Genomic DNA, 12,568 nt, shown 5'->3' on the forward strand with positions numbered 1-12,568 from the left:
GAAACGCCGTAGCGCCGATGGTAGTGTGGGGTCTCCCCATGCGAGAGTAGGGAACTGCCAGGCATCAAACAAGTGAAAAAGCCCATCCTGACGGATGGGCTTTTTTGCGTCTGTGGTCCGGGGAAATGCCGGATGGCGGCGTTTTATCAGACCTGTGGATCAGATATCAGTGAGCATAACCGGTAGGCCTGATAAGCACAGCGCTATCCAGCAATACAAACCGTACTAAACTTCTTATTCTCCGGCATACGCCAGGTTCAATAACGGATACGGTTTTCCAAGATCATCAACCGCTGAACGTCCCGTCACTGTAAATCCCATCTTCTTATAGAACCCAACGGCTTGCTCATTTTGCTCATTAACGTTGGTCGTTAACCTGGGAGCCAGCGTCAGCGCATGCTCGACCAGCGATTTCCCCACGCCACAGCCGCGAACATCAGGATCGACGAATAATGCATCCATATGATCACCGGTGAGCAGCATAAACCCTACAGGTTCATCCCGTTCTGTCACGGCTACCCATAATGGTGCTTCCGGTAAAAATGAACTGACCAACTCTTCCAGCTCAACGCGATAGTCCGCTGACAGGAAATCATGGGTGGCATCGACTGAACGACACCAGATGGCAATCAGTTTCTCGCCTTCATCACGCCGCGAGCGGCGAATGTTAATAACCATATCTTCTCCTTTTATTTATGCTTATATTTTATCGTAGATACCGTCGTGAAACTTTCTCACCTTTAGCATGCAGGCTCGACATCCGCACAATTTCTGGGTATCTTCAGCTATCTGGATGTCTAAACGTTTAAACGTGTGTAGTGAGGTTATCAGGTTATGCCGATTCGCGTACAGGACGAGCTGCCCGCCGTCAATTTCTTGCGTGAGGAAAACGTCTTTGTGATGACGACGTCTCGCGCTTCCGGTCAGGAAATTCGCCCTCTGAAGGTGCTTATTCTCAACCTGATGCCGAAGAAGATTGAAACGGAAAACCAGTTCCTGCGTCTGTTGTCGAACTCACCGCTTCAGGTTGATGTTCAATTACTGCGCATTGATGCTCGTGAGTCGCGTAATACGCCAGCGGAACATTTGAATAACTTTTACTGTGACTTTGACGATATTCGCGATCAGAACTTTGATGGTCTGATTGTGACCGGTGCGCCGCTGGGGCTGGTTGAATTTAATGATGTCGCTTATTGGCCGCAGATCAGGCAGGTACTGGAATGGGCGAAAGATCACGTCACCTCGACGTTGTTTGTCTGTTGGGCGGTGCAGGCTGCGCTGAATATCCTCTACGGGATCCCGAAGCAGACGCGCACAGATAAACTTTCTGGTGTTTATGAGCACCATATTCTTCATCCTCATGCGTTGCTGACTCGCGGATTCGATGATTCGTTCCTCGCCCCGCACTCACGTTATGCAGATTTCCCATCGGTGCTGATCCATGATTATACCGATCTTGAGATCCTGGCTGAAACTGAGGATGGTGATGCTTACCTGTTTGCCAGTAAAGATAAGCGAATTGCCTTTGTGACGGGTCATCCGGAATACGATGCGAATACGTTGGGCAGTGAATATTTTCGGGATGTTGAGGCGGGGCTAAACCCGGATGTACCGTACAACTATTTCCCGAAAAATGATCCGCAAAACAGGCCACGCGCAACATGGCGTAGCCATGGCAATTTGTTGTTCATCAACTGGCTCAACTATTACGTCTATCAGATCACGCCATATGATCTGCGTCACATGAATCCAACGCTGGATTAATCTTCTGTCGCTAACGATCCTAAAGCGTTTCAGCATGTTGAATCAGGCACCTTCGGGTGCCTTTTTTATTTCCGAAATGCACCTCATCGTGTAATTGAATTTTATTTTTACTGTTATCAATAAGTTAATCATAAATTAAATTAAAAATGGAAATTGTTTTTGATTTTGATTTTTAATTGAGTAGTCTTAGTTGTGCTGAACGAAAACCACACAACGATCCTTCGTTCGCATTGGGGGAAGTATTCGGATCCATGACGAGGAGCTGCACAATGAATCAACAGGCAACGACAACTGACGAATTGCTGTTTACCCGGCCATATGGCGAGCAAGAGAAGCACGTTTTGACCGCAGAAGCGGTGGAATTTCTGACCGAGCTGGTGACGCGGTTTACGCCGAAGCGTAATAAACTGCTGGCCGCACGTATCCAGCAACAGCAGGATATCGACAATGGTAAGTTGCCTGATTTTATTTCGGAAACAGCTTCCATTCGTAATGGTGACTGGAAAATTCGTGGGATTCCCGAGGACTTACAAGATCGGCGCGTAGAAATTACCGGTCCTGTTGAGCGCAAAATGGTGATTAACGCCCTGAATGCTAACGTGAAGGTCTTCATGGCGGATTTTGAGGATTCCCTGGCGCCGGACTGGAATAAAGTCATCGATGGCCAAATTAACCTGCGCGACGCGGTCAATGGCACCATTAGCTACACCAATGAAGCCGGAAAAATCTACCAGCTCAAACCCGACCCTGCGTTACTGATTTGCCGCGTGCGCGGCCTGCATTTGCCGGAAAAACATGTCACCTGGCGTGGCGAAGCGATCCCGGGCAGCCTGTTTGATTTTGCCCTCTATTTCTTCCACAACTACAAAGCGTTGCTGGCAAAAGGCAGCGGTCCCTATTTCTACCTGCCGAAAACCCAGGCCTGGCAGGAAGCGGCGTGGTGGAGCGAAGTGTTCAGCTACGCTGAAGATCGTTTTAATCTGGCGCGGGGCACCATCAAAGCGACGTTATTGATTGAAACGCTGCCGGCAGTGTTCCAGATGGACGAAATCCTGCATGCGCTGCGTGACCATATTGTCGGTCTCAACTGTGGTCGCTGGGATTACATTTTCAGCTATATCAAAACGTTGAAAAATCACCCGGATCGTGTGCTGCCAGACCGCCAGGTGGTGACGATGGACAAACCGTTCCTCAGCGCTTACTCACGTCTGCTGATCAAAACCTGCCACAAGCGCGGTGCATTTGCGATGGGCGGCATGGCGGCGTTCATTCCGAGCAAAGATACCGCTCGCAATAATCAGGTGCTCAACAAGGTAAAAGCGGACAAATCGCTGGAAGCCAATAATGGCCACGACGGCACCTGGGTTGCCCACCCGGGCCTGGCGGATACCGCGATGGCGGTGTTTGATGAAATCCTCGGCGAGCATAAAAACCAACTGTTCGTCACGCGTGATGACGATGCGCCGATTACCGCCGAACAACTGCTGGCACCCTGTGAAGGTGAGCGTACTGAAGAGGGGATGCGCGCCAATATTCGCGTGGCGGTGCAGTACATCGAAGCGTGGATCTCCGGCAACGGCTGCGTACCGATTTACGGCCTGATGGAAGATGCCGCGACGGCGGAAATCTCCCGTACCTCTATCTGGCAGTGGATCCATCACGAGAAAACCCTCAGCAATGGCAAAGCCGTCACCAAAGCGCTGTTCCGCCAGATGCTGGCAGAAGAGATGCTGGTGATTCAGGAGGAACTCGGCGAGCACCGCTTTAGCAGCGGGCGTTTCGATGAAGCTGCTCGTCTGATGGAGCAGATCACCACCTCTGAGGAGTTAATCGACTTCCTGACCCTGCCAGGCTACCGCCTGCTGGCGTAAATGCCCTGGTTATTTTGTTCGCCATTTTGTACCCGGGCAGTGCGCAAACTGCCCGTGACCAAACTGCTTTCACCAATAACGCCTGGAAAACCAGGAGAATAATATGGAGCATCTGCACATGAAAACCCGTACTCAACAAATCGAAGAATTACAGAAAGAATGGACACAACCGCGCTGGGAAGGCATTCGTCGTCCTTATAGCGCGGAGGAAGTGGTGAAATTACGCGGTTCGGTCAATCCGGAATGCACGCTGGCACAGCTGGGTGCCGCCAAAATGTGGCGTCTGCTGCACGGCGAATCGAAAAAAGGCTACATCAATAGCCTCGGCGCGCTGACCGGTGGTCAGGCATTGCAGCAGGCGAAAGCCGGTATTGAAGCGGTCTATCTGTCTGGTTGGCAGGTGGCGGCGGATGCCAACCTGGCGTCGAGCATGTACCCGGATCAATCACTGTACCCGGCGAACTCCGTCCCGGCCGTGGTGGATCGGATCAACAACACTTTCCGTCGTGCGGATCAGATCCAGTGGTCCACCGGTATTGAACCCAACGATCCTCGCTATGTGGATTACTTCCTGCCGATCGTCGCCGATGCGGAAGCCGGGTTTGGCGGCGTGCTGAACGCATTTGAACTGATGAAATCGATGATTGAGGCCGGTGCAGCGGCTGTTCACTTCGAAGATCAGCTGGCGTCAGTGAAGAAATGTGGTCACATGGGCGGTAAGGTTCTGGTGCCGACGCAGGAAGCGATTCAAAAACTAGTGGCTGCGCGCCTGGCGGCCGATGTGATGGGCGTACCGACGCTGGTGATTGCGCGTACCGATGCAGACGCAGCAGACCTGATCACCTCAGACTGCGATCCCTATGACAGCGAATTCATTACCGGTGAGCGTACCAGTGAAGGTTTCTATCGTACGCACGCCGGTATCGAACAGGCAATCAGCCGTGGCCTGGCCTATGCGCCGTATGCGGATCTGGTGTGGTGCGAAACCTCCACGCCGGACCTCGAGCTGGCTAAACGTTTTGCTGATGCCATTCATGCGAAGTATCCGGGCAAACTGCTGGCCTACAACTGTTCTCCGTCGTTTAACTGGCAGAAGAAGCTGGACGACAAAACGATTGCCAGCTTCCAGCAGCAGTTGTCGGATATGGGCTACAAATACCAGTTCATCACGCTGGCAGGTATCCACAGCATGTGGTTCAACATGTTCGACCTCGCGCGTTCCTATGCGCAGGGTGAAGGCATGAAGCACTACGTCGAGAAGGTCCAGCAGCCGGAGTTCGCCGCAGGCAAAGACGGCTATACCTTCGTCTCGCACCAACAAGAAGTGGGTACCGGTTACTTCGACAAAGTCACCACCATTATTCAGGGGGGCGCCTCTTCGGTCACCGCGCTGACGGGGTCCACTGAAGAATCTCAGTTCTGATCCAATTGCCCGGTGGCGCATTGCCTACCGGGCCTGGAGAAACGTGTAGGCCGGATAAGCGAATGCGCCATCCGGCAAAACTCAGCGCCGAACTGAGGACAAAAGATGTCGCGTGGCCTGGAATTACTGATTGCTCAAACCATCCTGCAAGGCTTTGACGCGCAGTATGGTCGATTTCTGGAAGTGACGTCCGGCGCTCAACAGCGCTTTGAACAGGCCGACTGGCATGCCGTGCAGCAGGCGATGAAAAGCCGTATCCACCTTTACGATCACCATGTGGGTCTGGTCGTGGAACAGCTACGCTGTATCACTGGCGGCAAAACCACCGATGCGGCGTTTTTGCTGTGCGTCAAAGAACATTACACCCGGCTGTTGCCGGATTACCCGCGCTTCGAAATTGCGGAGAGCTTTTTTAACTCTGTCTATTGCCGGTTATTTGACCACCGCTCACTGACCCCCGAGCGGTTATTTATTTTTAGTTCTCAGCCGGAACGCCGTTTCCGCACGATTCCTCGTCCGCTGGCAAAAGATTTTTTTCCTGTGAATGGTTGGGAACCGCTATTAACGCGCGTGCTGAGCGATCTTCCACTTCGCTTACCCTGGCAGAACAAAAGTCGTGATATTCACTACATCATTGAGCATCTGACAGAGGCCTGCGGCGCGGAAGGGCTGCACCATTGTCATCTGCAGGTGGCAAACGAGCTGTTTTACCGCAATAAAGCCGCCTGGCTGGTGGGGAAGCTGATGACCCCGACAGGCACGCTGCCCTTTTTACTGCCGATTCACCGCACCGATGAAGGCGAGCTGTTTGTCGATACCTGCCTGACTACCACAGCAGAAGCCAGCATCGTATTTGGTTTTGCCCGCTCCTATTTTATGGTGTACGCGCCACTGCCTGCCGCGCTGGTTGAATGGCTACGCGAGATCCTGCCGGGCAAAACGACCGCGGAGCTGTATATGGCGATCGGCTGCCAGAAACATGCGAAAACCGAAAGCTATCGCGAGTACCTGTGGTATCTGGCAGAGTGCGATGAGTCGTTTATTGAAGCGCCAGGCATACGTGGTATGGTCATGCTGGTGTTTACCCTGCCAGGCTTCGACCGGGTCTTTAAAATCATCAAAGACAAGTTTGCTCCGCAAAAAGAGATGTCTGCCGCCCACGTGCGCGCCTGCTATCAGTTGGTTAAAGAGCATGACCGCGTGGGGCGTATGGCAGACACCCAGGAGTTTGAGAATTTCGTCCTCGAGAAGCGGCAAATTGATCCGGCATTAATGGCTCTATTCATGCAGGAGGTGCCAGAGAAAATCACCGATCTTGGCGATCGCATTGTCATCAGCCATTTGTACATTGAACGCCGTATGGTGCCGCTCAATATCTGGCTGGAGCAGGTAGAAGGCCAACAGCTGCGTGATGCGATTGAGGAGTACGGCAACGCGATTCGCCAGCTTGCTGCCGCCAATATTTTTCCCGGTGACATGTTGTTCAAAAACTTCGGCGTCACCCGCCACGGGCGCGTCGTGTTTTATGACTACGATGAAATTTGCTATATGACAGAAGTGAATTTCCGCACTATTCCGCCGCCGCGTTATCCGGAAGATGAGCTGGCCAGCGAACCGTGGTACAGCGTTTCGCCGGGCGATGTTTTTCCGGAGGAGTTTCGTTACTGGCTCTGCGCAGACCCCAGAATTGGGCCGTTGTTTGAAGAGATGCACGCCGACCTGTTTCGCGCCGACTACTGGCGTGCATTACAGACGCGAATTCGTGAGGGGCACGTGGAAGATGTTTACGCCTACCGCCGCCGTCAGCGGTTTAGCGTGCGTTACGGGGCACCGTAATCACGCATATGCGAACCGCTTTCCAGTAATGAATTAAGCCGTTTGTGCCCAGTGATTTGTCGTCATATTGTGGGTTCCGTTTGAATAATGACCTGTTCAATATCGAATTCGCTGGAGCAACCGATGCCTTCTTTCTATGATAACGAAAATAGCTATTCGAGCCATTTTAGATGGAAGGAGGCGGTATGCAGGTCATGCCCGCACAGCAAGCAAAGAACCAGTTTGGTGAGTTACTGATGAAAGCCCAGCGTGAACCCGTCGAAATCAGCAAGCATGGAAAACGTGTGGCGGTGGTTATCTCGCCTGAAGAGTACGACCATTACATCCAGCTTAAGCTACAGAGTCTGAAAGCCGTTCTGGCAGAGTCCATCGCGCAGGCAGAGAAAGGTGAACTCTATAACGTCGATGATGTGTTTGGCCCATTGACCGATGATGAGTTAAAGGCAGATTAAGGATACCGCGACAGGATGAGCGCCAGGTTTACTGCAAAGGCGAAGGAGCATATTCGGGCGATCCGGATCTACTCTACGCAAAGATGGGGGAAAGAGGTCGCTGAAGCGTATGCGAGTGTATTACGTGCTGCCATAACAGGAGTACTTGATCGCAGCCCTTCGTCAGGCCGCGACCGTAGCGACGACCTTTTCCCCGGCGTTCGCAGTTTTCCCGTCGAAAGCCACGTGATTTACTATCGGGAGATCCCCGCGGGCATCGTGATTTTAGCGGTGCTGCATGAAAGGCAGGACCCCAATAATTATCTTTAGGTCTGCCTTGTGTTGGCTAGCGGAATCCACCGTACGCCAGCGTCACCTCTTTCGCGGCTTTAATCGCCATGGCACCGAACTCAGTTACCCGGTCATCGGTGATGCGCGAAATCGGTCCGGAGATGGAAATCGCGGCAAACGGCTCGCGATGCTCGTCATAAATGCACGACGCCACGCAGCGTAAACCCAGCGCATGTTCTTCATCATCAAACGAATACCCGCGCTTACGCGTCTGGGCAAGGTCATCTTTAAGATGCACGGGCGACACCAGCGTGGCATGGGTATACGCGTGCAGCCCTTTACGGTGCAGTAAGCCGGTGACTTGTTCTTCGCTCAACTGCGATAAGAATGCTTTACCCGCGCCGGACGCGTGCATCGGCAGTTTGCCGCCGATAGGTGCAGACATACGCATCAGTTGGGTACATTGTACCTGGTCGATGATAATCGCCTGATGGTCGCTCTGGTCAAGCACCGCCAGGTTGACCGTTTCGCCGGAGTCTTCCATCAACTTGCGCAGGATCGGGTGGACAATTGCCAGCAGATTCCGGCTTTGCAAAAAACTGCTGCCAACGGTAAACGCATGAGCGCCTACTGCCCAGTGGCCCAGTTCACCGACCTGGCGCACAAATCCCTGTTGCTGCATGGTGGTTAACAAACGGTGAGTGGTTGAATTCGGTAAACCCGCCTGTTGCGCCAGTTCGGTTAGCGCAACGCTACCGTTAGACTCAGCAATCCATTCCAGCAGCTTCAGTCCACGGGTGAGAGACTGAACCTGTCCGGTCGCGGGGGTCGTAGCAGCCGCGGGTTTTCTACCGCGTTTTGCGGGAACAGGGGCAACCATAGCCGTCTCCTTTTCTGTATCGTGGAAATCATTTTCGTTTTATTTAATTATAATGCAAGAATTCCTGTACTGATCGGATGAGTGAAGCTGAACATGTCTCATGTTGCCCGCTGTTTGCTTTTCCGTCACATCAGTTTGTGCCAGTATGGTTTGTTGGCCATTTCTGGTCTGGGTTGAGCGTTGTCGGGAGCGAGTGTGAGCAGCAAAGTTGAACAATTACGTCAGCAGTTAAAAGAACGTATTCTGGTGCTGGACGGCGGTATGGGCACCATGATCCAGGGCTATCGTCTGAGTGAAGAGGATTTCCGCGGCGAACGTTTTGCCGACTGGCCGTGCGACCTCAAAGGCAACAACGATCTGTTAGTGCTGAGCAAACCGGAGGTGATAACCGCGATTCATAACGCCTACTTTGAAGCGGGCGCGGATATCATCGAAACCAACACCTTCAACTCCACGACTATCGCGATGGCGGATTACCAGATGGAATCCCTGTCAGCGGAAATCAACTTTGCCGCGGCAAAACTGGCGCGTGCCTGCGCCGACGAGTGGACGGCGCGCACGCCGGAAAAACCACGCTATGTGGCGGGCGTTCTCGGCCCAACCAACCGTACGGCGTCCATCTCGCCAGACGTTAACGATCCGGCATTCCGTAATATCACCTTTGATCAGTTGGTGGCGGCTTACCGTGAATCCACCAAAGCGCTGGTGGAGGGCGGTAGTGACCTGATCCTGATTGAAACCGTATTTGATACGCTCAACGCCAAAGCCGCTATTTTTGCGGTGAAAGAAGAGTTTGAAGCGCTGGGCGTTGAACTGCCCATTATGATCTCCGGCACCATCACCGACGCCTCCGGGCGCACGCTCTCCGGCCAAACGACGGAAGCGTTCTACAACTCCCTGCGCCATGCCGAAGCGCTCACCTTTGGCCTCAACTGTGCGCTGGGGCCGGACGAACTGCGCCAGTATGTGCAGGAGTTGTCGCGTATCGCCGAATGCTACGTCACTGCGCACCCGAACGCCGGACTACCGAACGCCTTTGGCGAATATGACCTTGATGCTGACACGATGGCGGTTCAGATTCGCGAATGGGCGACAGCGGGCTTCCTGAATATCGTCGGCGGCTGCTGCGGTACCACGCCGGAACACATTGCGGCGATGAGTCGTGCGGTTGCAGGGTTACCGCCGCGCCAGCTTCCGGAAATTCCGGTGGCCTGCCGTCTTGCCGGGCTTGAGCCGCTCAACATCGGCGCGGACAGCCTGTTTGTCAACGTGGGCGAACGGACCAACGTGACCGGTTCCGCTAAATTCAAACGCCTGATCAAAGAAGAGAAATACAGCGAAGCGCTGGAAGTGGCGTTGCAGCAGGTGGAAAGCGGCGCACAGATTATCGACATCAACATGGATGAGGGGATGCTTGACGCCGAAGCGGCGATGGTGCGTTTCCTTAGCCTGATCGCCGGAGAGCCGGACATCGCTCGCGTGCCGATCATGATCGACTCCTCGAAATGGGACGTCATCGAAAAAGGGCTGAAGTGCATTCAGGGCAAAGGCATCGTTAACTCCATCTCGATGAAAGAGGGGGTAGAGACCTTTACCCATCACGCGAAGTTGCTGCGTCGTTACGGGGCGGCGGTAGTTGTGATGGCCTTTGATGAACAGGGCCAGGCCGATACCCGCGCGCGCAAAATCGAGATCTGCCGTCGGGCGTACAAAATCCTCACCGAAGAGGTCGGTTTCCCGCCAGAAGATATCATCTTTGACCCGAACATCTTCGCGGTGGCGACCGGTATCGAAGAGCACAACAACTACGCGCAGGATTTCATTGGCGCCTGCGAAGACATTAAACGCGAGTTGCCGCATGCATTGATCTCCGGTGGCGTCTCTAACGTCTCGTTCTCGTTCCGTGGAAATGACCCGGTACGCGAAGCGATCCACGCGGTATTCCTCTATTACGCCATTCGTAACGGGATGGATATGGGGATCGTCAACGCCGGGCAACTGGCGATTTACGACGACTTGCCTGCCGACCTGCGCGACGCGGTGGAAGATGTGATCCTCAACCGTCGTGACGACGGCACCGAACGTCTGCTGGAGCTGGCGGAAAAATACCGCGGCAGCAAAACGGATGATTCTGCTAACGTCCAGCAGGCCGAATGGCGTAGCTGGGACGTAAAAAAACGCCTCGAATATTCACTGGTGAAAGGTATCACCGAGTTCATTGAGCTGGATACTGAAGAAGCGCGCCAGCAGGCGGCACGCCCGATTGAAGTCATTGAAGGCCCGCTGATGGATGGCATGAACGTGGTCGGCGACCTGTTCGGCGAAGGGAAAATGTTCCTGCCGCAGGTGGTGAAATCCGCTCGCGTGATGAAGCAAGCGGTGGCTTACCTTGAACCGTATATCGAGGCCAGCAAAGAGAAAGGCTCCAGCAACGGTAAAATGGTCATCGCCACCGTAAAAGGCGACGTACACGACATCGGTAAAAACATCGTCGGCGTGGTGTTGCAGTGTAATAACTACGAAATTGTTGATTTGGGCGTGATGGTTCCGGCGGAGAAAATCCTCAGAACCGCCAGAGAAGTGAACGCGGATTTGATTGGTCTTTCCGGGCTGATTACTCCGTCGCTCGATGAGATGGTCAACGTGGCGAAGGAGATGGAGCGTCAGGGCTTTACCATTCCGCTGCTGATTGGCGGCGCGACTACTTCGAAAGCGCACACGGCGGTGAAAATCGAGCAGAACTACAGCGGTCCGACGGTCTATGTGCAGAACGCGTCGCGCACCGTTGGCGTGGTGGCGGCCCTACTCTCCGACACGCAGCGTGATGACTTTGTCGCCCGTACCCGTAAAGAGTACGAAACCGTGCGTATCCAGCACGGGCGCAAGAAACCGCGCACGCCGCCGGTCACGCTGGCGGCAGCGCGTGACAACGATCTGGCGTTCGACTGGGCAAGCTACACGCCGCCAGTGGCGCATCGTCTGGGCGTACAGGAAGTCGAAGCCAGTATTGAAACCCTGCGCAATTACATCGACTGGACACCGTTCTTTATGACCTGGTCGCTGGCCGGTAAATATCCGCGTATCCTGGAAGATGAGGTCGTGGGCGAAGAAGCGCAGCGCCTGTTTAAAGATGCCAACGATATGCTCGATATGTTAAGTGCGGAGAAATCCCTTAACCCGCGCGGCGTGGTGGGGCTGTTTCCGGCAAACCGCGTCGGAGATGACATCGAAATCTATCGTGACGAGACGCGTACTCATGTGCAGGCGGTCAGCCACCATCTCCGCCAGCAAACCGAGAAAGTGGGTTTCGCCAACTACTGCTTGTCTGACTTTGTGGCGCCGAAACTGAGTGGTAAAGCGGATTACATCGGTGCCTTTGCCGTCACTGGTGGGCTGGAAGAAGATGCGCTGGCCGATGCATTTGAAGCCCAGCACGACGACTACAACAAGATTATGGTGAAAGCGATTTCTGACCGCCTGGCGGAGGCCTTCGCGGAATATCTGCATGAGCGCGTGCGTAAAGTCTACTGGGGTTATGCGGCCCACGAGAACCTCAGCAATGAGGAGCTGATCCGCGAAAACTACCAGGGTATCCGCCCGGCTCCAGGCTATCCGGCCTGTCCTGAACACACGGAGAAAGGCACAATTTGGGAACTGCTGGAGGTGGAAAAACACACCGGCATGAAGCTCACCGAATCTTTCGCCATGTGGCCGGGGGCGTCGGTGTCGGGCTGGTACTTCAGCCATCCGGATAGCAAGTACTATGCCGTCGCGCAGATTCAACGCGATCAGGTGGAGGACTATGCGCTGCGCAAAGGTATGCCGGTTGCCGAGGTCGAGCGCTGGTTAGCACCAAATCTGGGATATGACGCAGATTAATTCATAAAACATCTACTTTCCTTACCACTTATAAGGCGCTCTTTGAGCGCCTTATCTCTTTATTGATGGTAAACCCTTATACTGGAAGAAGGTTCATGAGCGTTGCTTGCCGGATGGCGGCGTAAACGCCTTATCCAGCCTACCGGGGGTATTTGTAGGCCTGATAAGCGCAGCGCCATCAGGCATGATGCCG

Annotated in this window: 9 protein-coding genes and 1 pseudogene; 7 read left to right on the plus strand and 3 right to left on the minus strand. The window is 53.8% G+C overall.

The genetic code is table 11. The features are described from left to right. Positions 1-234 precede the first annotated feature (234 nt). Positions 235-678: an acetyltransferase gene (locus tag AC07UY_RS15320; protein WP_494701488.1), complete on the minus strand. Its 444-nt coding sequence runs from the start codon at positions 676-678 to the stop codon at positions 235-237. Positions 679-834: 156 nt separating this feature from the next. On the opposite strand from AC07UY_RS15320, the gene metA reads away from it, so the two are divergent. The 6 genes from metA (at position 835) to AC07UY_RS15350 (ending at position 7,655) form a co-directional block, all read left to right on the plus strand. Further along, positions 835-1,764: a homoserine O-succinyltransferase MetA gene (gene metA, locus AC07UY_RS15325; RefSeq protein ID WP_494660358.1), complete on the plus strand. Its 930-nt coding sequence runs from the start codon at positions 835-837 to the stop codon at positions 1,762-1,764. Positions 1,765-2,033: 269 nt separating this feature from the next. Then, on the plus strand, positions 2,034-3,635 hold the full coding sequence (gene aceB, locus AC07UY_RS15330; protein WP_494660359.1) for a malate synthase A: 1,602 nt from the start codon (positions 2,034-2,036) through the stop codon (positions 3,633-3,635). Between the two features lie 118 nt (positions 3,636-3,753). Then, positions 3,754-5,058, plus strand: a complete 1,305-nt coding sequence (gene aceA, locus AC07UY_RS15335; protein ID WP_494660437.1) for an isocitrate lyase — start codon at positions 3,754-3,756, stop codon at positions 5,056-5,058. Positions 5,059-5,163: 105 nt separating this feature from the next. Next, positions 5,164-6,894 (plus strand): bifunctional isocitrate dehydrogenase kinase/phosphatase, encoded by a 1,731-nt coding sequence (gene aceK / locus AC07UY_RS15340; protein WP_494701489.1) that lies wholly within the window; start codon positions 5,164-5,166, stop codon positions 6,892-6,894. 185 nt (positions 6,895-7,079) lie between these two features. Next, on the plus strand, positions 7,080-7,346 hold the full coding sequence (locus AC07UY_RS15345) for a type II toxin-antitoxin system Phd/YefM family antitoxin (RefSeq protein ID WP_494701490.1): 267 nt from the start codon (positions 7,080-7,082) through the stop codon (positions 7,344-7,346). A gap of 15 nt (positions 7,347-7,361) precedes the next feature. Further along, positions 7,362-7,655 carry a type II toxin-antitoxin system RelE/ParE family toxin gene (locus AC07UY_RS15350; protein WP_494701491.1) on the plus strand — a complete coding sequence of 98 codons (294 nt, stop codon included), beginning with the start codon at positions 7,362-7,364 and terminating at the stop codon, positions 7,653-7,655. A 16-nt stretch (positions 7,656-7,671) separates the two neighbouring features. Here the strand turns inward: AC07UY_RS15350 and iclR are convergent, their stop codons facing one another. Continuing rightward, a complete protein-coding gene (gene iclR, locus AC07UY_RS15355; RefSeq protein WP_203359321.1) occupies positions 7,672-8,496 on the minus strand; it encodes a glyoxylate bypass operon transcriptional repressor IclR in 825 nt (274 codons plus the stop codon). A 195-nt stretch (positions 8,497-8,691) separates the two neighbouring features. On the opposite strand from iclR, the gene metH reads away from it, so the two are divergent. Then, entirely contained in the window at positions 8,692-12,375 is a 3,684-nt protein-coding gene (gene metH / locus AC07UY_RS15360; RefSeq protein ID WP_494660361.1) for a methionine synthase, read from the plus strand. Between the two features lie 93 nt (positions 12,376-12,468). On the opposite strand, the pseudogene AC07UY_RS15365 reads toward metH, so the two are convergent. After that, positions 12,469-12,564: pseudogene (locus tag AC07UY_RS15365) on the minus strand (hypothetical protein); the annotation flags it as partial. Positions 12,565-12,568 lie beyond the last annotated feature (4 nt).

This window comes from Citrobacter sp. GW821-FHT02E08, from assembly GCF_059421685.1.